This window comes from Aquimarina gracilis (assembly GCF_035285365.1).
GTDB classification, from domain to species: Bacteria; Bacteroidota; Bacteroidia; order Flavobacteriales; family Flavobacteriaceae; genus Aquimarina; species Aquimarina gracilis.
This window is the reverse complement of the sequence record NZ_JAYKLX010000008.1, coordinates 87296-109945: the sequence shown is the minus strand read 5'-3', so window position 1 is coordinate 109945 and position 22650 is coordinate 87296. Positions and strand designations below refer to the sequence as shown.

Here is a 22650-nt window from a genome sequence, read left to right as displayed (position 1 = left end):
GATGATTTATTCGGCTCGTAAGCTTTTTGTGGGATTAACCATGGCTGCTTTTATACTTTGAAAACTCACGGTGAGTATTGAAATTACAATCGCCAATAATGTTGCAATGACAAAAACCCAAATATTAATTTCTATTCGATATGAAAAACTTTCTAGCCATTTTGCCATGGCATACCAACCCAAAGGAAGTGAAACCAAAATAGCAACTCCCACCAATCGCAAGAAATCGATAGATAACTTATATGTTATTTGCCCTACACTTGCCCCAAGTACTTTGCGAATGCCTATCTCTTTAATGCGTCTTTCGGCATTAAAAGTGGCCAAACCAAATAATCCAAGACAAGCAATGATTATTGACAGTAACGTAAAGGTCATGAAAATGCGACCCAATCGTTGTTCTGCCTGATAGGTATTATTAAAGGATTCATCCATGAAGTAATAAGCAAAAGGAGCTTCTGCAGCCATATCATTCCATATTCTTTCTATTTGTGCAATGGACTCAGAAAAACTCCCTGCCCGTAATTTGGCAACCATTACATCAGAATCTCTTCCCAAAGAAAGACTTAAGGATGCTATATCATTTTTTAAAGATGTGAAATGAAAATTCTTTACCACTCCTATGACTGTAGAAAGCGTTTGATTTCCTTCCCCTAAATTACGTTTAAGTCTCATTCCTAGAGCCTCTTCTGGTGTAACACCCATGTTTTTTACCGCAGTCTCATTAAGAATAATAGCCGTAGAATCTGAAACAAACTGGCGATCAAAATCTCTACCGGCAATAATCTCAAGACCTAATGTGTTTATGTACTCATGATCTACCCGCCAGGCTTGCATGTTGATTGCATGCTCTTGATCCATTACCCCTTCTATGAAAAAAGAACTATCGGTTCGTGCAGAAGGTGTAGGCAAAAAACTACTTATAGAAGCACTTTTTACCGAGCCAAGTTTTTGTACTTCTTCTTTAAACGACAAAGCTTGATCACCAGCACTATACACATCTTCAATCACCAAAACCTGATCTCTAGAAAAACCTAAATCTTTATTTTGAATAAATTTGAGCTGTTGAAAAACGATCAATGTACTTACAATCAAAAAAATTGAGATGGTAAACTGTACAACAACCAATGAATTTCTAATCCCACTACCACCTATATTACTTTTTCCTGATCCCTTAAGTACTTTGGCAGGAACAAATTTTGACATAAAAAATGCGGGATAAGATCCCGAAAGAATCCCTAACAGCAAGGCCGAAATCAATAGTAAAATCCAGAAATATGGATTTGTAAAAGGAATTGCTATGCTTGTATCTGCCAGCTCATTAAACAAAGGCAACACCAAAGTTGCTAGTAGTACTGAAAACAGCAATGAAATGAATGAGATCAAACCAGATTCTGTAAGAAATTGTCTAATTAATCCAGCTTTATTGGACCCTAATGTTTTACGAATTCCAATTTCTTTTGCTCTTTTTAGAGATACCGCTGTTGACAAGTTCATAAAGTTAACGCATGCCAAAACAATCAGGAATATTGCTATAACCGCCAAAATGTATACATTTTGTATACTACCGTTTCTACTTAATTCTGCAGATCTATCTGAATAAAGGTGAATATCTGTTAAGGCAATTGTATCATATAGTAGATGGTTTCCTGCTGCGATAAATTGTGCTTCGGTGATCCCTGGAAAATAATCTTGTGCCCACGGTATTACGTAGGCTCCTAAAACGGTGTTTAGATACTCTTGAAAACCTTCAATGTTGGCGTCAGGTCTCAGTTTAATAAATGTAGGATAATTATGATTTCCCCATTCGCCATTTCTAGAATCCTGATAGCTGGCCATTGACATAAAAACCCCATGATCTCTTAGGAATGAGTTTTTAGGCATATCTTCAATAACCCCGGTAACCGTATAGGTAAATTCATTATCCATTAATAACGTTTGCCCTACAGCATTAACAAGGTTAAAATGTTTTTCTGCTGCCGTTTTGGTCATTACAAGAGTATTAGGTTCGGTTAATGCGGTTCTTGCATCTCCGTGCAGCAAATCAATGCCAAACATTTTAAAAAAGGTAGAATCTGTAAAAGCAACACCGTTTTCTTTTACATTTAGAGATTCATCCCTTTTTCTAATCAGCATACTACCGTTATTTCTGAAACGTGTGGTCAACTCGATGTATGGATAATCTTTTTGAACCGCTTCTGCCATAGGGGCCGATACCTCGGCAAACACTTGTTCAGTTCCTCCAAATTTTACATCGGCATTGATTCGATAGATGCGATCTGCATCTTTGAACATGGTATCAAAACTAAGTTCGCTGTGTATGTATAAAGAAATAAGAATACCCCCAGCCATACCTAAGGCAAGCCCAAAAGTGTTCAAAAATGTGAAGAATGGCTGTCTCTTCAGGTTTCTCCAGGCGACCTTGATATAATTTCTAAACATAACTGTTTGTTTTTTGATTGATGTAACGACCTCGATTGATGAACTCTTACTTCATTTTTTGAATTTTTGCTTTGCCAATAATGATCCCTTTATTGATAGAGGGGTTCCCGTTATATGCCACTGTAGCTTCTCCATAGGCAGTTACCTTTAAATTATCTGAAACATTAATTCTAAAGTTTCCTTCACCGTATGCGGTAATCTTGGTTCTTCCATTATTCATCCCTAACGTATTTACTTCTCCTTCACCATAAACAGTATACTTTTGACTATCCACACTTCCTTCTTTTACTTCAAGATATCCTTCGCCATACATGGTTACATTTAACCCTTCAGTCTTCAAAGCATTCATCGTTATTTTGGGTTCTCCATAAACTTTGAGTTTGAAGTCTTCTTGCTCGATTGGGCTTTTACAAACAATAATTTCCTCACCTCTTATAGAAAGTTCTTTGATATTCTTGTAGGTTACTTTGGCTACCACTTGAGTTCCTTTGTAGATAGGTTTTCTGGTTTTCCAACCCTTATGATTGTATTCTTTTTCGGTTTTGGTAATCATTTTGGCTCCATCCAGATAAATTCTAAGTGTTTTTCCTTCAACTTCAATATTGATTTTGTCTCTGGACACGCTTGCACTTTCGATGGTCACACTTTCTTCAGGTCCTTCTTCAAAAGTTACCTGGATATGTGGGCTTATAATTGCTTTATTAAATTTTTCAACTGAAATAATTTCTTGAGCATAGCTTGTGATGATCGATACTAGAAAAAGAACAATTGCTACTAGGTATTGAGATACTTTTGTCATGATTTATGATTTTTTTGTGTGTTGTATAGTATTATTTAAGCGTTCACTTCGAATGGCTTATTTTGACTTTCGGTTACTATTTGGCCATCAAAAAGGTTAATTATTCTATGGGCATAATGAGAATCTCTATCAGAGTGGGTAACCATAACGATTGTTGTTCCTTCTTGATTTAGCTCGGTAAGTAAATTCATTACTTCAATCCCATTTTTTGAGTCGAGATTTCCGGTAGGCTCATCGGCAAGGATCAATTTTGCATTGGTTACTACCGCTCTTGCGATTGCTACACGTTGTTGCTGTCCTCCTGATAACTGCTGCGGAAAATGTTTTTCGCGATGTGCAATTTTCATTCGTTCTAAAACTTGTTTTACTTTTCTTTCTCGCTCGCTTTTTTTCATATTAAGATAGATAAGCGGAAGCTCGACATTTTCGAAAACAGTAAGTTCATCGATAAGGTTAAAACTCTGAAACACAAACCCAAGGTTTCCTTTTCTTATTTTGGTACGCTGGTTTTCTTTTAACCCCCCTACTTCATGATCACCAAAGTGATAGGTGCCTTCTGTAGGATTATCCAGCATTCCTATAATATTAAGTAAAGTAGATTTTCCACATCCAGATGGTCCCATAATGGCAACAAACTCTCCTTCTTCAACGTTTAGGTTTACGCCATTTAGCGCTAGGGTTTCAACTTCTTCAGTTCTAAAACTCTTTTTTAAGTTTTCTATCTTTATCATTTCTTGATTGATTTATTTTAATACTATTTTTTCGGCATCGCCAAAACTGTCATAGTTTGAAGTGATTACTTTTTCTCCTGCCTCAAGGCCTTCTAATAATTCGTAGTACCTCGAGTTTTGTTTTCCAATTCTAATTGGTCTTTTCCAGGCGGTTGTACCCGAACCATCTACTACAAAAATCCATTGTCCCCCGGTACTTTGAAAGAAGCTTCCTTTTGGTAATAGAAGTGCATCATTTGAAGCCCCTAGTTGAAGTCTTAAGTTATAACTTTGACCTGATCGGATCGTTTCGGGTTTTTGATCTACAAAAACAAGATCGACATTAAACTTACCATTTCGAACTTCGGGATATACTTTGCGCAACCGTAATTGATACTCTTTTCCATTACGTTCTAGAACCGCGATAAGGTCTCTTTTTACACGATCGATATAATGCTCGTCTATAGAGGCTTCGATCTTATAATCTGTTAATACATTTACCTGACCTATTCGTTGCCCTTGTTGAATGTTTTGCCCAATTTCGGCATCTAGAAACCCCAATTGCCCATCTGCCGGTGCTCTTACATTAAGGTGATCTATACGCTCGTATACCATCGATAGTGTTTTTTTCATTCGAGCCAAATCTGCATCCAACTCTTTTAAAGAAGTACTACGCAAAACATTATCTTGGTCTGTTTGTAATTTGATGATTTCGAACTGCTTTTGCGATAATTCGTAATTTTCTTTAGACGTAAGATATACTTCTTTCGATATCAACTCGTCTTCGTACAACGCTTTATTTTGTTCGTAGGTTCTCTTTAACCTTTGTAATTCATACCTAGAATTTACCAGATCTTTTCTTCCTTCAACCTGTCTTGCATCAAAGGTAAGTTTGGTAGATCGCAGGTCATTTTGTTTCAAAGCCAGGTTGTTTTCGCTTGCCAATATTTGCTCATAAAGCGCTCTGTTTTCAAGCTTCAAAATAATATCTCCTTTTTTGACCATGGCTCCTTCTTCGATTAATTTTTCTGTAACACGACCTCCTTCATATGCATCCATATAAATAGTACTTATAGGAGCAACCGATCCATTTATAGTGATATAATCATCAAACTTCCCGAAGGAAACTTCAGCAATTGATAATTTCTCTTTATCGGTCCTAAAAGTAGCTGCAGAGTTACCAAAAGCGATTTTCCAACCTAAAAAAAGCAAGAGCACTGCTATAACAATGTACCCATAATGTTTAGGTCTTAATCCTTTTTTCTTTTCAATTTTTATATCCATTTTATTGTGTTCTATTGATGTTAAATACAGGCAATCCTTTATAAAAGTCTAAGGTACTTTCATTAACCTTTAATCGCAATTGCACCTGCAAGTTTTCATTTTGTGAGTTAGCAAAAAGGTTTTTTGATTGATTTAGTTCTATAGCATTGATTAATCCTTTTTGATATCGTTTTTGAGCAATCTCGAATGCAAGCATTTGTGCTTTCATTTTTTGCGAGCTTTGTTCGTATTCTGTTTTTAAGGCCTCTCCTTCTTGCACAAGTTGCTGTATTAATTGATACATTTCTTGTTTTTGAATATTGTAATTATTTTCTGCTCGCATTTTTTCTATTTTCTGCTGCTTCACTCTAGACCAATTTGAAAATCCATTACTAATAGGAATATTAAGTGAAAGACCCACTGCCTGCGCCGAATTATCTTTTATTTGCGTAGAAAAGGGCACAAGGATACCTGTATCATCATCAAAATTATTATCTACATATCGTGTTCGTATCCCAGCAAACAAAGAAAGTGTAGGATATAATGCCCCTTTGGCTGATGCGAGTTGCTTTTTGGCTGCCTCAAACCTAAACTCTTGTGCTTTGATAATTGGCACAAACTCTTTTGCTTTATTAAAGATCGAATCATTATCTGTTAAAACAAACTCTTGATCAATAATTTCATTGGTCAAAGATTTTACAGAAATGGTTGTTGCTCCTTCTAAGTTCATTTCTTGCATTAATCTTAATTTTGCAGCCGTTACATTGTTTTGATTTTGAGTAACCAATAATTGATCGGCTATAAGTGCGGATTCTGCTTCATATAAATCGGCTTTGGCCATCTGTCCTAACTCTACTTGCCTTTTAACCAAATCAAAGTTTTCTTTGGACACTACTTCCTGTTCTTTTGAAATAGAAAGTAGTCCTTCCATAAATTGAATATCATAAAAAGCAGCCATTACCCTAAAAGCTAAAAGGTATTTCTGATGAAGTACTTCTTCAGTAGTGGCCTTGTATAAATATTTTGAAGCTCGTATTGCATTCACTTTTTGAAACCCTTGAAACAAATCCAATTGTGCATTTAAACTATACGATGTAGAAAGAAACTCGGTATTTTCAAAAACATTGGTATTCGGGTTCGGAGATCGACCAAAATTCTTTGTAACATCAGAAGCTCCATTAATTGTTGGTAAAAGATTTCTAACAGACTGTCTGTAGTTTTCTTTATTTACATCTTTATTATATTTAAAATCTTGTAACTGAAGATTATGTTGTATCGCGTAGGTTACACAGTCATCCAATGACCAGGATTCTTGCGAGTAACTTATGCCTGATATAAGCAGTACTAAAAATAATATGATTTTGTTTTTATGATTCATCGATTATGAATAAGTAAATAACTTTTTGATGCCATACCATACCCTAATGTCATGCCATAATCACAAACTATTAAAAATCAATTCTTTACAATTTTATTTTAAAATATCGAAACGACCTCATGTAAAAAAATTATACAAATAGTGTCCAATTTTTTTACATATTAATAGATCTAACATTTCAAATTAGTAGTTTTATTCAACTATTTTAAATTCTTTATCATGCAGGACGGGAAAATCTTAGTAATCGATGATAACAAAAGTGTCTTAAGCGCACTAGAAATTTTATTGCAGTTTGAGTTTAAAACGGTAAATACAATTTCTAATCCGAATCAAATTTCCTCTTTAGGAGACCTTAATACATTTGATCTGGTATTGCTGGACATGAATTTTTCTGCAGGAGTAAACACGGGTAATGAAGGATTATTCTGGTTGCGTGAAATTAAAAAGAAAGCTCCGCTCATTTCGGTAATAATGATGACGGCCTATGGTGCTGTAGATCTTGCCGTACAAGCCTTAAAGGAAGGAGCAACCGATTTTATATTAAAACCCTGGAATAACGAAAAATTATTGGCTACTATAAAATCTGCCTATTTACTTCGTAAATCACAAGATGAAGTAAAAAAGTTGAAACAAAAAGAAAGTCATCTCAAACAAGTCATCAATCAGGACACCAACTATATTATCGGAAATTCAAAAGCTCTTAACGCTGTACTTAACCTAGTAAGAAAAGTAGCCAAAACCGATGTAAATGTTCTTATTACAGGAGAAAACGGGACAGGAAAAGAATTGATAGCACGAGAACTACATAGACTTTCCTCCAGACAAAATGAAGTCTTTATTGGAGTGGATATGGGTTCGATATCAGAGACTTTATTTGAAAGTGAACTTTTTGGGCATACCAAAGGAGCTTTTACCGATGCCAAAGAAGATCGCGCAGGTAAATTCGAAGCTGCCAACAAAGGCTCTTTATTTCTTGATGAGATAGGAAATTTATCCCTACAAACACAAGCCAAATTATTATCGGCTATACAAAATAGAACTGTAGTGCGAGTAGGGTCAAATAAGACCATACCTGTAGATATACGTTTAATCTGTGCTACCAATTGTAATCTGGATCAAATGGTAAACGACGGTATTTTTAGGGAAGATTTACTTTACCGAATCAATACCATACATATTGAAGTACCTCCATTGCGAGAAAGAGAAAATGATATTATAGTTTTAGCAGATTTTTATCTCAAAAAATTTGCTTCAAAGTACAACAAGCCTTCATTAAGAATAAACCATACGGCCGAAGAAAAATTGATGTCTTATCAATGGCCTGGAAATGTTCGAGAATTACAACATACCATCGAACGTGCGGTAATTCTATCTGAAGGAAATGTGCTTAAGCCCACCGATTTCTTGCTTAGCAAAAATGCCGAAATCTCGCTAGAGACCGGTCCCGAAACTCTTGATGACATGGAAAGATTAATGATCAACAAAGCTTTAGATCAACATAATGGAAACTACAGTGCGGCAGCAAACCAATTAGGTGTATCCAGGCAAACATTGTATAATAAAATCAAGAAATTTGAGAACTAATGATAAGTAAGACTTTTTATGTAAAATTGGTTATCAGAGTACTCATGCTTGTATTGGTCGCTCTGCTTATGGTATTCTTTTTCTTGAAGGAACAATACGTACTATCGGCATTTTTGTTGTTGGTCCTTTCATTACAAACCATGTTTATGATTAGGTATCTTAATCATAATAACCGGAAAATAGCCTTCTTTTTTAATGCGATAAAAAATGAAGATTTCACACTGAGATTTCCCGAAAAAGGAGATGTTGGATCTTTTAACGAATTAAATCGTAGTCTAAATGCGCTTAACGCTATGATGCAGGACGTATATTTAACCCATCAGGCTCAAGAACAATACTATCAAGAAATCATAAAACAAGCAGAAATTGGTATGCTTACCTTTAATAATAAGGGACATATTCTTTTTGCAAACCCAAAGGTAGAAAAGTTATTAAACTATACTCCTTTAAATCATATAAAACAATTAGCTCAGGTTGATGAGGAGCTTTATAACCTATTTAGAAATATCGAACCTTTTGAGCGAAAGCTTTTTCAATTCACCAACGAAAGGGAAACAATACAATTGGCCATAAAATCAAACGAAATTCTACTTAACAAAGAAAGACTGAACCTGGTTACCATTCAGGATATTAATAATGAACTTGATAAAAAGGAGACCGACTCATGGATAAAATTAATACGGGTTCTTACTCATGAAATCATGAACTCGGTAACACCTATTACCTCTATTTCTGAAACCATATTAGGTTATTTTAAAGATGAAAAAGGTATTGTAATGGCCGATCAAATCGATAAAAATAAAATATACAATGCGGCAAAAGGATTAGAAGTCATCAAAAACCAAGGAAACGATTTGATGAGTTTTGTACAATCGTATCGTAGTTTTTTAAATGTTCCGGCTCCAGACAAAGAACTTATCAAAGTCCAACCCTTACTAGAAAAGATAAAAGTATTGGCCAGTCAAGAAAATGGGTTCGATTCGATTTCGTTTGAATCTATTTTGCATGATGAAAACCTGGAAATTTATGCCGATGAAAAATTAATTACTCACGTTTTGTTGAATCTTTCAAAAAACGCAATTCAGGCCTTAAAGGATACACCCAAGGCCCAGTTAAAGTTTATCTCGGGTATTACCGAAAAAGGCAAAAAATATATAATAGTCAAGGACAATGGTCCTGGGATTCCTCCAGAGATTATGAATCAAATCTTTATTCCATTTTATACCACCAAGAACGAAGGTACCGGAATTGGATTAAGCTTATCTAAACAAATTATGCATTTACATGGAGGTATGCTAAATGTTTTCTCGGCGCCAAACCAGGAGACTTCTTTTACGTTGCTTTTTGAATAGCAAAAGTACTCACTTGTTCAGTTTTAGGGTCTTGATCAAGGCTTCAAAGTAAAACTCTTCTTGCTTTGGGACAATCAAAACTTTATAAGCGGTATTCTTAATCACATAATACGAATTATGTTCCGGATCGAGAACTGTTGAATGTTTATTTACAATTTTTTGAATGAAATCGTTAATCAAAAGTACCTCATCATAGGTAATCTCTCTTCGTATGGTAGGGTTAGCACTTTTATAGACTAAATAATCATTCCTAAAACTTAGTGATTCACAAGTGCCATTTTTCTTATGAAATTCAAAAGTAAAATCTTTGGAAGCAAAAATTTTATTGATATTATTCGGTGTTGGTTCTAGCGAGCGAACGCAACTTACCAGAATAATAGCAACGGTGACTATAATACTTTTTCTCATACCTATTTTATAAGAACAAAAAATACCAAATAAAAAAGAAAATGCCACGTATAGATTTGTTAATAAATCATATACATGGCATTTAATGCGTTGAAACTTTGATCAGTTTTATTTTACGGCTAGACGTTTTATAGAATTTTCAAAATCTACATCTTCAAGATTACTAATCGATAATCCAATACCTCCATACTTAGAGGCTACGATATATTCAGTTTGAAATTTTTTCTGAGTTTTAAAAGCTTTTAGGTATTTAAGCTTAACTACTTTTGACGTAGGTGTAAAGAAATATCTTCCATGAATTCTTTTGTACTTTACATCTTGTACATTAGATTCATCTTTTCGCTGATTATTCATGGTAGCCACAACCCTTGCTGCTCTATGTTCATCAAGTTTATAGAAATCGGTAGCATACACAAAAATATAGTTTTCAACATTATCTTCGTGAGCAAAAATTTCAAAATCAACCTTTTTGTCTTCAATTTTTTCTAATTCCTGAAGAGCAATTTTCTTGAATTTTGAAGCATCATTAAGCTCATTTACTCTTCTTTTGAAATCCTCAGAAGTAGTTTTTGTGTATCCACTTGTAAGAAGAATCGTATTATTCTTAAACTCAATAGTGTTCTTCTTAAACTTTGGAAATTTAGCCTTTTCTGCTACGCCATTAGAGAAATAATCGCAACTGGTAGCAAGAATTACGATACACAATAGTAGAAGTTTTTTCATAGGGCATTTGTGTTAAATTTTAAATTTCGATCAATTAAAACTTAAATGATTGAGGCGCAAGATAATAAAAAAAAATCAATTTATTGCCATTCAACGGATTTTTTAAGCACTTTAACTAGTTTTTCCTCTTCGCTTTCCGGTTTTGGATGATGGTCATACCGCCATTGTACGCGGGGTGGAAGGCTCATTAGGATACTTTCTATTCTACCATTAGTTTTTAATCCAAAAAGGGTTCCTTTATCATGAACCAGGTTAAATTCTACATAGCGTCCTCTACGAATCTCCTGCCAATCTCTATGGTCTTGAGTATAAGACAACTCCTTTCTTTTTTCTACAATTGGCACATACGCCTCTAAAAAACTATTTCCTACTTCAGTAACAAAATTATACCAATTTTGCATCGACATTTGATCTGTTTTCTTACAATAATCAAAAAACAGGCCTCCTATGCCGCGGGCTTCTCCCCTATGCGCATTATAGAAGTATTCGTCACATTTCTTCTTATACAAAGGATAAAAATCGGGATCATGTTTGTCACAGGCGTTCTTACAAATCTTATGAAAGTGGCTTGCATCTTCTTCAAACAAATAATACGGCGTTAAATCCTGTCCTCCACCAAACCAGCTATCTACAATGTTTCCTTGTTTGTCATACATCTCAAAATATCGCCAATTGGCATGAACTGTTGGTACCATAGGACTTTCGGGATGCAGGACCAAAGATAAACCGCATGCAAAAAAATCAACATTGCCTACCTTAAAATAACTCTGCATGGCCGCTGGCAGAGGACCGTGTACTGCCGAAATGTTTACGCCTCCTTTTTCAAATACATTACCATTTTCGATCACACGAGTTCTTCCTCCTCCACCCTCGGGACGTTTCCAAATATCCTCCTGAAATTTTGCTTTACCATCAATCTCTTCTAGTCTAGCTGTAATTTTATCCTGAAGTCCTTGTATGTATGTATAAAATGTATCTTTCATTCTGGTCTATATCTCTTTGTCCTAATAATCTATTCTTTAATTTTTTTTGGGTTTTCTGAAGGATCTGCGTTTGCAATTAATTTTTTATCATCCAGGATCTTTACGGTTTCTGTAGAAGCCGCAACCACAGAGATTGGTAATGTTATTATAAACCCTATTATTGGTATAAACAGCATTAAAACAAACACAATTCCATTACCAATAGCTGTCCCTCTGTGTTTTCTTACAAATTGTATGCTTTCTTTGTAATTAAAATGACGTTCCATTGTATAATCCATATTACCAAAACCAACGTAATAGGCCTGAATCAAAAATATAAGAACCGTACCTACTATGCCTATCACCGGGATAAAACTGAGAACAAGCAAAGGAATCATAAACAACACTTCTCGTATTAGGTTTCGCATATTGATTCGAATACCCCTAGAAAGTTGTTGCCCAAATGAGGTATTACGATGTTTGTGTCCTGTTTCTCCAAGTAAATGCGCTTCAACTTTTTCTGAAACCGGGCTCATAAATGGTGCAGAGAGCGCCATCACAATATGTTTATATAGGATTAAACCCAAAACTAATATGACCAATCCGCCAATATAGGTACTTATAGTAGCAAAAGTCTCTGCACCCCACTCCCAAGGCCATACTTTTGCTATCAATTGTCCTAAATTATCTGAAAAGAAATAGGTCAATGCTACAAATATTAATCCCGTAACAACACTAATTAAGATGGGTATCGCAAAATATTTCCATAAACCAAGTTTTGCAATAAGTTTAAAAGTCCCAAAATAAGCTTTGATTCCGTTAACGATATTTTTGAGCATAGTATTTATTATTTTGATGCCGAAAATGGGTTCGTCAAAAATTGATTACTAATAATTAGTAGTAATTTGTAGCAATATGTTTCAAGATTAACTTTCTAAAATATACACCAAATCATTTTTGTGCTTCTCTATTGCACGTATCTCTGTAATTTTCTTGGCATTTTTGGTAAGCCCATTCAAAAAATCAACTATTTCTTCCTCGGACCGATGCTTTAACCTTTCGAAATATTGTCTCCCAATTTCATTATTGTGCAAATCCATCATTTCTGCCAATGGTTCATTTTTCATCAATTTTTCATGTAAATCAGTGATTTTCTTGGCCCAATCAATGGATTTTGCCTCATTTTTGCTGAATTTAAAAATATTCCTACAAATTAAAACATTCCATAATGCATGCCTAAAAGCGTTTGCTTTTCCGTTCTTATGATGGCTATCCTTATAAAGTGAATCACAAATGTTTATAGTCTGTCGAGTTGCACGCAAAGTAGGATTAATATATAAAGGTTTCTGAGCACCCAAGAGTGACAATTTAAATAGCTGTCTATAGCTAAATTGTTTTACCAGGGTCCAAATATCCATCCTATTGTGCTCTATATTCCTTTACTGCATCAACAAAAGCTTTGGCATTATCTACAGGAATATTTGGTAAAATTCCATGACCCAAATTGGCTATATATCGATCCTTACCAAATTCATCGATCATTTGTTTCACCATTGTCTTGATTTCTGATGGTGGTGATAACAATCGTGAAGGATCAAAATTGCCCTGTAAAGTAATTTTTCCTCCGGTAAGATATCGTGCATTTTGCGCAGAACAGGTCCAATCGACTCCAAGAGCCGAAGCCCCAGAATTTGCCATTTCCTGTAACGCAAACCAACATCCTTTTCCAAAGACAATTACTTCGGTCTCCTCTTTAAGAGCATCCACGATTTGGTGAATGTATTTCCATGAGAATTCTTGATAATCTACAGGAGATAACATACCGCCCCAACTGTCAAAAACCTGTACGGCATTTACACCGGTTGCTACTTTGGCTTTTAGATAGGCAATTGTAGTATCTGTAATTTTTTGTAATAATTGGTGCGCAGCTTCGGGTTGGGTAAAACAAAGTTCTTTGGCTTTATCAAAATTCTTAGACCCTTGTCCCTGAACGGCATAACATAATATAGTCCAGGGCGAGCCCGCAAAACCAATTAAAGGCACCCTATTATCAAGATGTTCTTTAGTAAGTTTTATGGCATCCATAACGTATCCCAGTTCTTCATACACATCTGGAACTATAACTTGCTCGACATCTTTTAAAGAGCGAATTGGGTTTGGCAACCAAGGTCCTATCCCCTCTTTCATCTCTACTTCGATATTCATAGCTTGTGGGATCACCAAAATATCACTGAACAAAATGGCAGCATCAGGTCCTATAATATCGATAGGCTGCACGGTTATCTCTGCCGCCAATTCTGGCGTTCGGCAACGGGTAAAGAAATCATACTTTTTCTTTAAGGCCATGAATTCGGGTAGATATCTTCCTGCTTGTCGCATCATCCAAACTGGTGGACGCTCAACTGTTTCTCCTTTTAGGGCTTTAAGAAATAGGTCGTTTTTTATCTGTGTCATACTTAGTTGTCATCCTGAACTTGTTTCAGGATCTTTTTATCATTTTATGTTACTCTCGATAGATCCCGGGATCAGGTCCGGGATGACAAATCGTTTTTAAAATATTTTACCGCCTGCACAATCACATTTTCTACGGTGGGTTTGTTTGCAATGATAACATTATTGGTATGCTTTTTAGCTTCAGATGCTGTTGTATTTCCAATGCAAAAAGCAATACTGTTATCGATATTATTGTCTAATACGAAACTTTGTACTCCCGATGGGCTAAAAAACAATATTCCCTCAAAGGGACGATCAAATTTTTTCGAATTAGAGTGTGTTTTGTAAACTATTTGTTCTTTAAAACGTACTTCATTTTTCGTTAGAAGTTCGGGTAATTCATTTCTTCTTAAGTTTCCGCAAAAAAACAAAAAAGTCTCTTTTTTATACTTTTTTATCAAAATTTGGGCTAAATCTGAAGCATTTTGGGCAGTTTCAACCACTTTTTGTCCATTTTTCTCCAAAAGTCTTTTCGTGTTTTCTCCAACACAAAAACAATTTGAAATGTTTGTTTCAGAATCAAAAACTGCTTTCACAGCATTTTTACTGGTGAAAATAGCATTATCTACGTTCTCAGGTATTTCAGCTTTTAAAAGTTCTATTTTTATTGCGTCATATTCTACAAAACCAAGCCCGGCATTAAGTAATAATTCTTTTTGGGAAGCGGAGAGTTTCTTTGTGGAGAGTATTGTTACTTGATTTCCCAACTTATTTCATCATAGTTTTAATCTCCTTCATCACCTCTTCACCTCCATTATTAAGTACTTCTTGTGCACAAATTTTCCCTAAACCTTGTTCTGCACCAACCGTTACTTTTTTGATTACCTCGACTTTTTCTTTTCCATCCAGGCTAAACAAAACTCCCTTAAATTGAATCTCTTCTCCCTCTATTTTTGCCAAGGCACCTATCGGAGCTGTACATCCTCCCTCTAATTCTCTAAGGAATTCTCTTTCAATATGTACACAGATCTCACTTTTTTCATGATTAAGTTTTGCCAAAGCTTCTTTGCAAAAGTCATCGTCTTCTTTGGCAACTACGAGCATAGCTCCTTGTGCAGGAGCGGGAACCATCCAATCAAGATCGATATAATTTTCTGGTTTTAAATCAATTCGTTCTAACCCAGCTGCAGCAAATATTGCCGCATTCCAATTACTGTTGGTTAGCTTTTGCATACGGGTATTTACGTTTCCGCGCAGATCAACAACATTATGATCGGGATATTTGTGTAACCATTGTGCTTTACGTCGTAAACTACCGGTGGCAATTGTTCCACTTGAATTTAAAAAATCCAGCCCTTTGTGTACCAAAATATCATTTACATTGGCCCTTTCGAGTATAGCAGCTTCTACAATTCCTTTTGGTAAAGCCGTTGGCACATCTTTCATAGAATGTACGGCGATGTCAATATCATCATTCAGCATTGCAATATCCAACGTTTTGGTAAAAATCCCTGTGATTCCTAATTCATATAGAGGTTTGTCGAGTACAATATCTCCTGTAGATTTAACGGGAACCAATTCTGTTTTATGTCCCAAATTTTCTAAGCACTCTTGCACGGTGTGAGCTTGCCAAAGTGCTAATTCACTATCCCTTGTGCCTATGCGAATCGTTTTATTCAAGATTATTTATTTTGTAAATGGAAAACCTTTTGAATCAGTTCTATGCTCTCATCTGCCGAGGTATTTTCATCCTTAAGGTGATTGGCAAAATGATTGGTAATTTTCTGAATGATTCTACTGCTTACGATATCGGCTTGTACCTCATCAAAATCTGCATACTTTTTACGTTGTAGATTAATTTCGGCATCCTTTAATGTAGTGAGTTTATTTTTTAAGGCTTTAATTGTTGGTGCAAACTTTCGAGTTTCTAACCAGCTATTAAACTCTTCTTTTATTTCTTCAATAATACTTTCGGCCTGCGGAATGTGTTCTTTTCTTCGCTGAAGGGTTTGATCTGTCATTTTTGATAAATCATCCAGATGTACCAAAGTTACATTTGGTAATTCGGTAACATTGGTAGCCACGTTGCGTGGTATGGATAAGTCCAGAATTAGTAAGGGCTTTTCTGAGTGGATCAATTCTTTGGAAATTGTGGGTTTCTGCGCTCCGGTTGCTACAATAAGAACATCTGAATTTTTAATCTCAGATTGAATATTTGCATAATCCTTGACTACCAAATTGAACTTCCCGGCAATCTCTTCGGCTTTTGTTTTGGTTCTGTTGATCAAAACGATATGATCATTTTTGGTATGCTTTACCAGGTTCTCACACGTATTTCTTCCTATTTTTCCGGTACCAAAAAGCAATAAATTTTTGTCTGAAACATAGGGAACTCTGGCCAAAATATATTGCACCGCTGCAAAACTTACCGAAGTAGCACCGCTAGAAATCTCGGTTTCATTCTTGATACGTTTACTCGCCTGTATCACCGCATTGGCCAAACGCTCCATAAACGGATTCAACATATCTTTCTTTTTGGATTGTTTAAAACTGGTTTTGATCTGACTAATAATCTCAAAATCACCTAGAATTTGACTATCCAATCCTGTTCCTACTTTAAAAAGATGGGACACTGCCGCACTATTTTTATGAACATAGGCCACTTTTTCAAACTCTTCTACAGTACCGTGGGTATGCTCACAAAGTAATTTAATTAATTGAAATGGATGATCTGCAAATCCGTATAATTCAGTTCTGTTACAGGTAGAAATAACAACAAGTGAATAAATGCCCTCATCTTTGGCTTGAGAAAGAATATTTTTTTTGGCATCATCATCAACACTAAAATGCCCTCTTATCTCGGCATCAGCCTTCTGATAACTCAGACCAATTGTATAAAAATGTTTTCCTTTAGCTCTCAAATGGGGCTCCATGTATCTCTTATTCCGTTTACCGAACAAAAATATTTTACAAAATCTTTATAAAATAACGCTAGAGGAACAATAAGTAACGAAAAGTGGTAATATCGATAGTTTTTTGCTTTAAAATGACCCAAAACCTTTATTTTTGCCCTAACCGAAAGAAACTTTCCTCGATAGTTTAGACTGTTTCTAAATAAAATTTTTCGTTACTTATGGAAATCGAACTAAAAAATAACGCTCCCGGTATTTTGGAAGAAACCCTTATAGAGGAGGGTTTTTTAATTTTGAAATTTCAAAACGAAACCAATGAAAGTCAAGGTGTTATACGAGAAATTGATAGTAGTTTTATTCAATTTCACTTTTGCATCAAAGGTGCTGTTAAGTTCGGTTTTAACAACGGAAGTTACGCTATAAATCTATCTGAAGAAAATTCACTACTTCTCTATAATCCTCAACGTGATCTCCCCATGAATCTTGCAATGGAAAAAGATTCCTGGTTAATTACAATTTTAATCTCCATAAAAAAGTTTCATTCTTTATTTTCAAAAGAAGCCGACTATATTCCTTTTCTTGGAGAAGGTAATAGGGACAAGAAATACTATACTGATGCTATACTATCACCATCGATGGCCGTTGTTTTAAACCAAATCATGAACTATAGTTTACATCCTTCTATCAAACTATTATATTTTAAGGGTAAGGCATACGAATTGCTTAGTTTATATTTTAACCGGCCCGAAGATGCCAATATCGAACAGTGTCCATTTTTGGTCGACGAAGAAAACGTACTAAAAATAAAAAAGGCAAAAGAAATCATTATTACGAAAATGGCAGAACCACCTACTTTACAAGAACTATCCAAAGAGATAGGATTGCCTTTAAAAAAGTTAAAAGATGGATTTAAACAAATTTATGGCGAACCGGTTTATGCATTTTTGTTTGATTACAAAATGGAAGTAGCCCGACAGCTTCTCGCATCCGGAAGTCATAATGTAAACGAAGTAGGCTTAAAGGTAGGATACAGTACGGCAAGTCATTTTATTGCCGCATTTAAGAAAAAATTTGGCACTACTCCAAAAAAATATGTGATGAGTCTTTCTTAAAGACTGCCTAGTCCAATGACTCTACTCGAGGAATACCTACCCCTTTTTGTAAAGACACAATAGAGTCATACATACCTTGATCTTCCTCTGTGGCATCTGCCAATACAGATACAAAATCAAATTGCTCTAATAATTCTAATACAAAAGGTAGTTTGTCTTTTTCGACATCTACAATTATACGTTTCATGTGTTCTAAATATTGTTTGTTAACAGTCACATGTCGCCTACAACAATTAAAACAACCTAATAGCCAATAATTAAGTTACTTTAATCGAATTGGGTTCATCTTGCTTTTTTATTCCTCCTAAAAGTACTAAAATAATATGTTTCAACTTTCAGTTTATCAGAATTTAACGTAATTATAAGTAATGTTTGGTAATTTAAAATTATTGTAGCTTGACCTCAGTAAAATTTGCAAATTACAATATCAAAAACTCTTATTGTTTTTATGATCATTCCTCTTTATAGTTTGTATTTTTGTTGTGCGAAAAAAGAAAAATTATGAGTAAAGGAATTCTCCTTGTTAATCTGGGATCTCCAGACAGTACTGACCCAAAAGATGTTAAAAAATATCTGGGTGAATTTTTAATGGACCCTCGAGTTATTGATGTTCCATTATGGGCCAGAACATTACTTGTAAAAGGTATTATCCTTAATACCCGTCCAAAAAAATCGGCTGCAGCTTATAAAAAAATATGGTGGGACGAGGGTTCTCCCCTTATAGTACTTTCAGAACGGCTACAAAAAAAGGTACAGGAGCGCGTAGATATTCCTGTGGGATTAGCCATGCGTTATGGAAGCATGACTCTTAAAAAAGGGTTACAAGCACTAGTAGACCAAGGTGTAGAAGAAGTACTTACCATACCTTTGTACCCGCAGTTCGCTATGGCTACTACAGAAACGATAGATGTTAAAGTTGAAGAACTTAAAAATGAGTTTTTTCCTTCGCTTACTATTACCTCATTACCAGCTTTTTACAACAAACCAGAATATATCGATGTTCTTTCCAGCAGTATTGCAGAAAAATTAGAAGGTATTGAATATGAACATCTATTATTCAGTTATCATGGGGTGCCCGAGAGGCACATCAGAAAGAGTGATATTAGTAATGGTAATTGTAAAATGGATGGGAAGTGTTGCTTTAAAAAAGGCTCAATACAACACGAGTTCTGCTATCGTCATCAATGCGAGATGACGACAGTACAAGTAGCAAAAAAATTAGGTCTTAAAAATGGAACCTACTCTACCTCATTTCAATCTCGATTAGGTTTCGATCCATGGTTACAACCATATACCGATAGAACCATTGAAAGAATGGGAAAAGAAGGTATTAAAAAAATGGCTATCGTCACTCCTGCATTTGTATCAGATTGTCTGGAAACTCTAGAAGAAATAGCTATGGAAGGTCAAGAAATCTTTCACGAGGTTGGCGGAAAAGAATTTACAACCATCCCTTGTCTTAACGATCGCGATGATTGGGCAGATGTGCTAGCCAATTGGGTAAACGAATGGGCCCATGCCAAAACAACAGTAGTATAAATGGCAAAAGTTACCTCTGAAGCATTAGGAATCGAACCTATTGGTAGGCTATTAATCAAGCAAGCAGTTCCTGCTTCTATTGGTATTTTGGTTATGTCCTTAAACATATTGATTGATTCCATTTTTGTAGGAAATTGGATTGGCTCAATCGCAATTGCAGCTATCAATGTGGTATTGCCGGTATCTTTTTTTATTGCAGCATTAGGTATGGCTATAGGCATAGGGGGTTCAAGTATAATTTCAAGAGCTTTAGGTGCCGATAATAAAGAAAGGGCATTACATACTTTCGGGAACCAAATTACCCTTACTTTGCTTTGTACCGTTTCTTTGGTAATTCTTGGATTGACTTTTGTAGATCAAATCATTCCAAAATTTGGAGGAAAAGGAGACATTTTTGATCCTGCAAAAATCTATTACGTTATTGTTCTTTACGGGGTTCCTATCCTTGGATTTGCCATGATGGGAAATACAGTGATTAGAGCAGAAGGCAAACCAAAATTTGCCATGATCGCAATGATCATACCTACAGTAGGGAATCTACTTATGGATTACATTTTTATTAACGTAATGGGGATGGGAATGCATGGCGCTGCATGGGCCACCACAGGATCTTACCTTGCATGCTTTTTGTATATCTTTTGGTTTTTTACATCTAAAAATTCAGAACTGAAAATCGGTCTTCGCCACCTAGGATTGCGAAAAGATATTGTTTCTGAAATCGCTTCATTGGGTGGTGTAACTCTTGCCAGACAGGCAGTGGTAAGCATCACATACTTATTAATGAATAATATTTTGTTTGACCTTGGCCAGGAAGGGCTTGTTGCTGTATATGCCATTATTGGTCGTATGCTTATGTTTGCCTTGTTTCCCGTTTTTGGAGTTACCCAAGGATTTTTACCGATTGCAGGCTATAACTATGGTGCGCAACAATATCCACGTGTGCGAGAATCTATCAATACGGCGATCAAATACGCTGCATTAGTAGCGACTTTGGTTTTTATAGGACTTATGATTTTTCCTTCAGAAATAACAGCCTTATTTTTAAGTGATAATCCAAATATAAGTGCTAAAGAACTTGCTCTAAATCAATTTGTACTATCCCATACATCAGAACCCATGCGTTGGGTATTTGCAGCGACACCTATTATTGCTTTACAACTTATAGGTGCAGCTTATTTTCAAGCGGTTGGGAAAGCAACTCCAGCCTTATTGCTTACACTATCAAGACAAGGGTTCTTTTTTATACCACTCATCCTGATTTTACCGAAATTTTATGGCGAATTAGGGGTTTGGATCTCATTCCCCATTGCCGATGTGCTAGCAACTATTGTTACCGGATACTTTTTAAATCGAGAAGTACGCACAAAGCTTATAACCCCAGACCCGTGAACTAATTTTTGTTAATTGTTTAATTCGTTCTGGTTGCAGCTTTGCTAATAATTTTCCATTCACCTTTAATTTTTTTCAGCAGAAATATATCTACGTACCTGATATCTTTTCCTTTGGCAAGAATTTCGGCTTTGGCCATCGCAATATCATTTTCTTGATCGATAGAAAGTATGTTTCCTACTCTGCCGTTAAACTGACCTCTTTCTTTTTTTTCAAACCAGGATGCATATTCTGCAATAGGGACTATCCATATTTCCTTTTCTTTATGCGACAGAAAAAGATTTGCTTCTTCATAAAAGGCTTCTTTGATTGTTTCAGGTTTGTTATACGAGGTTCCTTCGATATATGTATTGATGGTGGTTTTAATTTGCTCTTCTTCAGATTGAGCAGTTATGGTTATGCCTATCATCAAAAATGTAAGTGTCAAAAAATAAGTTTTCATCTGTTGTATTTATAGTTTTGTTTAAAGTGTATCGTTTTTTATTCTCACTATCTTACCATTATCTTCATCGGTAAGCATATACAATTTCCCCTCTGGGCTTTGCGCCACTTTTCTGGATCGAACTCGATCATCTATAAATAATTCTTCGGCACTTTTGATCGTATCATTTTCAATTCTGAATCGCCAAAGGCTACCCCGAGACAAACCGGGAACCAAAAGATCATTTCTCCAATCTGGAAACTCATTTCCTGTGTAAAACATAAGACCTGTTGGCGCCACAGTATGCTGCCAATACCAAACTGGGTTTGCATATGTTGCTCCTTCAATAGTTGGGGGTACATAATCCCGACTTCGATATCCTCCGGTAGTAATGATAGGCCAACCATAGTTTGCACCAGCCTTTAATAAATTTACCTCATCTCCCTGTCTGGTACCATGTTCACTAAACCAGATCTTATTCGTTTCAGGATGTACCGTGATTCCTTGTGCAGCTCGAATTCCGATTGCAAAAATTCCAGGCACTGCATCGTCTCCAAAATCGGGATTATCATTAGGGATGCTCCCATCGGGATTAAGACGATATATTTTCCCACGCTTATCTTGTAGATCTTGAGCAATAGGCATTTCGGGTTCGTCGATTTCCTTAAATAATCGCTCACCTATCGTAATGTATAATTTACCATCGGGCCCAAAGGTTATTCCGCCACCATAATGAAAATATTCCCGAGTAAACGGACCCGCTTCAAGTATGGTTTTGATACCAGTTAAAGAATCATTTTGTAAAGTAGCTCTTACCACTTTGGTCGTGCTTCCTTTACCGGGTTTTTTTGCCGCATAAGAAAGATATATGAAGTTGTTATTTTTGAAATCAGGATGTAGTCGCACTTCAAAAATACCAGAGTTATCACCTCTCCAAACCACTCGAATACTGTCGGTCAAATCCCGCGGGAAACCTTTGATCACCTTTTTCTTTTTTGAAGAAAGGTTCACCTTCAAAAGGTCTCCATCTTTTTCTGAAACCAGGGCTTCGTCTTCAGATAAAAAAGTGATGCTCCAGGGATGCTTCAGGCTATCGATAATAACTTCTTTTACGGGTTTTGTTTTTGAAGAAATCTGAATTGATTTTTCTGCTTTGCCGCACCCAATTATGACAAGTGTCAACAAAAGAACTAGTTTTTTCATTTTTTGATTTTTGAAGTATTTCT

The 22650-nt window shown here is 35.6% G+C and carries 22 protein-coding genes; 5 read left to right on the top strand and 17 right to left on the bottom strand.

All coding sequences use genetic code 11. The features are described 5' to 3' along the window. Positions 1 to 6 precede the first annotated feature (6 nt). The 5 genes from U6A24_RS17175 to U6A24_RS17155 are packed head-to-tail and all read right to left on the bottom strand — an operon-like array spanning position 7 to position 6589. Positions 7 to 2439, bottom strand: a complete 2433-nt coding sequence (locus tag U6A24_RS17175) for an ABC transporter permease (protein WP_324181233.1) — start codon at positions 2437 to 2439, stop codon at positions 7 to 9. Between the two features lie 46 nt (positions 2440 to 2485). Next, the gene (locus U6A24_RS17170) at positions 2486 to 3238 is read right to left on the bottom strand and encodes a head GIN domain-containing protein (protein WP_324181232.1); all 753 of its coding nucleotides are present in this window, start codon (positions 3236 to 3238) and stop codon (positions 2486 to 2488) included. Between the two features lie 35 nt (positions 3239 to 3273). Then, positions 3274 to 3969, bottom strand: a complete 696-nt coding sequence (locus U6A24_RS17165) for an ABC transporter ATP-binding protein (RefSeq protein WP_324181231.1) — start codon at positions 3967 to 3969, stop codon at positions 3274 to 3276. 12 nt (positions 3970 to 3981) lie between these two features. Continuing rightward, a complete protein-coding gene (locus tag U6A24_RS17160) occupies positions 3982 to 5232 on the bottom strand; it encodes an efflux RND transporter periplasmic adaptor subunit (RefSeq protein ID WP_324181230.1) in 1251 nt (416 codons plus the stop codon). A gap of 1 nt (position 5233) precedes the next feature. Continuing rightward, the gene (locus U6A24_RS17155) at positions 5234 to 6589 is read right to left on the bottom strand and encodes a TolC family protein (protein WP_324181229.1); all 1356 of its coding nucleotides are present in this window, start codon (positions 6587 to 6589) and stop codon (positions 5234 to 5236) included. A 219-nt stretch (positions 6590 to 6808) separates the two neighbouring features. Between U6A24_RS17155 and U6A24_RS17150 the strand changes: the two genes are divergently transcribed. Both U6A24_RS17150 and U6A24_RS17145 read left to right on the top strand, forming a co-directional pair. Next, positions 6809 to 8173, top strand: coding sequence for a sigma-54-dependent transcriptional regulator (locus tag U6A24_RS17150; RefSeq protein WP_324181228.1), 1365 nt, complete (start codon positions 6809 to 6811; stop codon positions 8171 to 8173). Next, entirely contained in the window at positions 8173 to 9525 is a 1353-nt protein-coding gene (locus U6A24_RS17145) for a sensor histidine kinase (protein ID WP_324181227.1), read from the top strand. Before U6A24_RS17150 ends, U6A24_RS17145 begins: the two co-directional genes overlap by 1 nt. 9 nt (positions 9526 to 9534) lie before the next feature. Here U6A24_RS17145 and U6A24_RS17140 read toward each other — a convergent pair whose 3' ends face one another. The 9 genes from U6A24_RS17140 to hemA all read right to left on the bottom strand — a co-directional run bounded on the left by U6A24_RS17140 (position 9535) and on the right by hemA (position 16984). After that, the gene (locus U6A24_RS17140; RefSeq protein WP_324181226.1) at positions 9535 to 9933 is read right to left on the bottom strand and encodes a hypothetical protein; all 399 of its coding nucleotides are present in this window, start codon (positions 9931 to 9933) and stop codon (positions 9535 to 9537) included. Between the two features lie 108 nt (positions 9934 to 10041). Then, positions 10042 to 10656, bottom strand: a complete 615-nt coding sequence (locus U6A24_RS17135; RefSeq protein ID WP_324181225.1) for a hypothetical protein — start codon at positions 10654 to 10656, stop codon at positions 10042 to 10044. Positions 10657 to 10736: 80 nt separating this feature from the next. Further along, positions 10737 to 11639 carry an oxygen-dependent coproporphyrinogen oxidase gene (hemF, locus tag U6A24_RS17130; protein ID WP_324181224.1) on the bottom strand — a complete coding sequence of 301 codons (903 nt, stop codon included), beginning with the start codon at positions 11637 to 11639 and terminating at the stop codon, positions 10737 to 10739. Between the two features lie 29 nt (positions 11640 to 11668). Next, positions 11669 to 12457, bottom strand: coding sequence for an EI24 domain-containing protein (locus U6A24_RS17125; RefSeq protein ID WP_324181223.1), 789 nt, complete (start codon positions 12455 to 12457; stop codon positions 11669 to 11671). An 87-nt stretch (positions 12458 to 12544) separates the two neighbouring features. Next, positions 12545 to 13036: a DUF6973 domain-containing protein gene (locus tag U6A24_RS17120; RefSeq protein ID WP_324181222.1), complete on the bottom strand. Its 492-nt coding sequence runs from the start codon at positions 13034 to 13036 to the stop codon at positions 12545 to 12547. A 1-nt stretch (position 13037) separates the two neighbouring features. Beyond that, positions 13038 to 14072, bottom strand: a complete 1035-nt coding sequence (gene hemE, locus U6A24_RS17115; RefSeq protein ID WP_324181221.1) for a uroporphyrinogen decarboxylase — start codon at positions 14070 to 14072, stop codon at positions 13038 to 13040. A 71-nt stretch (positions 14073 to 14143) separates the two neighbouring features. Continuing rightward, a complete protein-coding gene (locus U6A24_RS17110; RefSeq protein ID WP_324181220.1) occupies positions 14144 to 14818 on the bottom strand; it encodes a uroporphyrinogen-III synthase in 675 nt (224 codons plus the stop codon). Position 14819: 1 nt separating this feature from the next. Beyond that, entirely contained in the window at positions 14820 to 15734 is a 915-nt protein-coding gene (gene hemC / locus U6A24_RS17105; protein ID WP_324181411.1) for a hydroxymethylbilane synthase, read from the bottom strand. Continuing rightward, complete coding sequence (gene hemA, locus U6A24_RS17100; protein WP_324181219.1) at positions 15734 to 16984, bottom strand: glutamyl-tRNA reductase; 1251 nt, start codon at positions 16982 to 16984, stop codon at positions 15734 to 15736. The genes hemC and hemA overlap by 1 nt, the downstream gene beginning before the upstream one ends. Positions 16985 to 17184: 200 nt before the next feature. Here hemA and U6A24_RS17095 point away from each other — a divergent pair, with 200 nt between their 5' ends. Further along, positions 17185 to 18075, top strand: a complete 891-nt coding sequence (locus U6A24_RS17095; RefSeq protein ID WP_324181218.1) for a helix-turn-helix transcriptional regulator — start codon at positions 17185 to 17187, stop codon at positions 18073 to 18075. Between the two features lie 7 nt (positions 18076 to 18082). Here U6A24_RS17095 and U6A24_RS17090 read toward each other — a convergent pair whose 3' ends face one another. Beyond that, on the bottom strand, positions 18083 to 18262 hold the full coding sequence (locus U6A24_RS17090) for a hypothetical protein (RefSeq protein ID WP_324181217.1): 180 nt from the start codon (positions 18260 to 18262) through the stop codon (positions 18083 to 18085). A 314-nt stretch (positions 18263 to 18576) separates the two neighbouring features. Here U6A24_RS17090 and hemH point away from each other — a divergent pair, with 314 nt between their 5' ends. Together hemH and U6A24_RS17080 are read left to right on the top strand one after the other, a co-directional pair. Further along, positions 18577 to 19614 carry a ferrochelatase gene (hemH, locus tag U6A24_RS17085; RefSeq protein WP_324181216.1) on the top strand — a complete coding sequence of 346 codons (1038 nt, stop codon included), beginning with the start codon at positions 18577 to 18579 and terminating at the stop codon, positions 19612 to 19614. Then, positions 19615 to 21003: an MATE family efflux transporter gene (locus U6A24_RS17080; RefSeq protein WP_324181215.1), complete on the top strand. Its 1389-nt coding sequence runs from the start codon at positions 19615 to 19617 to the stop codon at positions 21001 to 21003. Positions 21004 to 21022: 19 nt separating this feature from the next. Here the strand turns inward: U6A24_RS17080 and U6A24_RS17075 are convergent, their stop codons facing one another. Both U6A24_RS17075 and U6A24_RS17070 read right to left on the bottom strand, forming a co-directional pair. Further along, a complete protein-coding gene (locus U6A24_RS17075; RefSeq protein WP_324181214.1) occupies positions 21023 to 21445 on the bottom strand; it encodes a nuclear transport factor 2 family protein in 423 nt (140 codons plus the stop codon). 21 nt (positions 21446 to 21466) lie between these two features. Further along, positions 21467 to 22627, bottom strand: coding sequence for a PQQ-dependent sugar dehydrogenase (locus U6A24_RS17070; RefSeq protein ID WP_324181213.1), 1161 nt, complete (start codon positions 22625 to 22627; stop codon positions 21467 to 21469). Between the last annotated feature and the right edge of the window lie 23 nt (positions 22628 to 22650).

What these genes read in the sequence shown, in the direction of transcription:
- U6A24_RS17125 (WP_324181223.1), bottom strand. Translation starts at nt 12,457, where the DNA reads ATGCTCAAAAATATCGTTAACGGAATCAAAGCTTATTTTGGGACTTTT.
- U6A24_RS17170 (WP_324181232.1), bottom strand. Translation starts at nt 3,238, where the DNA reads ATGACAAAAGTATCTCAATACCTAGTAGCAATTGTTCTTTTTCTAGTA.
- hemA (WP_324181219.1), bottom strand. Translation starts at nt 16,984, where the DNA reads ATGGAGCCCCATTTGAGAGCTAAAGGAAAACATTTTTATACAATTGGT.
- hemH (WP_324181216.1), top strand. Translation starts at nt 18,577, where the DNA reads ATGAGTAAAGGAATTCTCCTTGTTAATCTGGGATCTCCAGACAGTACT.
- U6A24_RS17150 (WP_324181228.1), top strand. Translation starts at nt 6,809, where the DNA reads ATGCAGGACGGGAAAATCTTAGTAATCGATGATAACAAAAGTGTCTTA.
- U6A24_RS17175 (WP_324181233.1), bottom strand. Translation starts at nt 2,439, where the DNA reads ATGTTTAGAAATTATATCAAGGTCGCCTGGAGAAACCTGAAGAGACAG.
- U6A24_RS17165 (WP_324181231.1), bottom strand. Translation starts at nt 3,969, where the DNA reads ATGATAAAGATAGAAAACTTAAAAAAGAGTTTTAGAACTGAAGAAGTT.
- U6A24_RS17080 (WP_324181215.1), top strand. Translation starts at nt 19,615, where the DNA reads ATGGCAAAAGTTACCTCTGAAGCATTAGGAATCGAACCTATTGGTAGG.
- U6A24_RS17095 (WP_324181218.1), top strand. Translation starts at nt 17,185, where the DNA reads ATGGAAATCGAACTAAAAAATAACGCTCCCGGTATTTTGGAAGAAACC.
- U6A24_RS17135 (WP_324181225.1), bottom strand. Translation starts at nt 10,656, where the DNA reads ATGAAAAAACTTCTACTATTGTGTATCGTAATTCTTGCTACCAGTTGC.
- U6A24_RS17160 (WP_324181230.1), bottom strand. Translation starts at nt 5,232, where the DNA reads ATGGATATAAAAATTGAAAAGAAAAAAGGATTAAGACCTAAACATTAT.
- U6A24_RS17120 (WP_324181222.1), bottom strand. Translation starts at nt 13,036, where the DNA reads ATGGATATTTGGACCCTGGTAAAACAATTTAGCTATAGACAGCTATTT.
- U6A24_RS17070 (WP_324181213.1), bottom strand. Translation starts at nt 22,627, where the DNA reads ATGAAAAAACTAGTTCTTTTGTTGACACTTGTCATAATTGGGTGCGGC.
- hemE (WP_324181221.1), bottom strand. Translation starts at nt 14,072, where the DNA reads ATGACACAGATAAAAAACGACCTATTTCTTAAAGCCCTAAAAGGAGAA.
- U6A24_RS17140 (WP_324181226.1), bottom strand. Translation starts at nt 9,933, where the DNA reads ATGAGAAAAAGTATTATAGTCACCGTTGCTATTATTCTGGTAAGTTGC.
- U6A24_RS17145 (WP_324181227.1), top strand. Translation starts at nt 8,173, where the DNA reads ATGATAAGTAAGACTTTTTATGTAAAATTGGTTATCAGAGTACTCATG.
- U6A24_RS17090 (WP_324181217.1), bottom strand. Translation starts at nt 18,262, where the DNA reads ATGAAACGTATAATTGTAGATGTCGAAAAAGACAAACTACCTTTTGTA.
- hemF (WP_324181224.1), bottom strand. Translation starts at nt 11,639, where the DNA reads ATGAAAGATACATTTTATACATACATACAAGGACTTCAGGATAAAATT.
- U6A24_RS17075 (WP_324181214.1), bottom strand. Translation starts at nt 21,445, where the DNA reads ATGAAAACTTATTTTTTGACACTTACATTTTTGATGATAGGCATAACC.
- U6A24_RS17155 (WP_324181229.1), bottom strand. Translation starts at nt 6,589, where the DNA reads ATGAATCATAAAAACAAAATCATATTATTTTTAGTACTGCTTATATCA.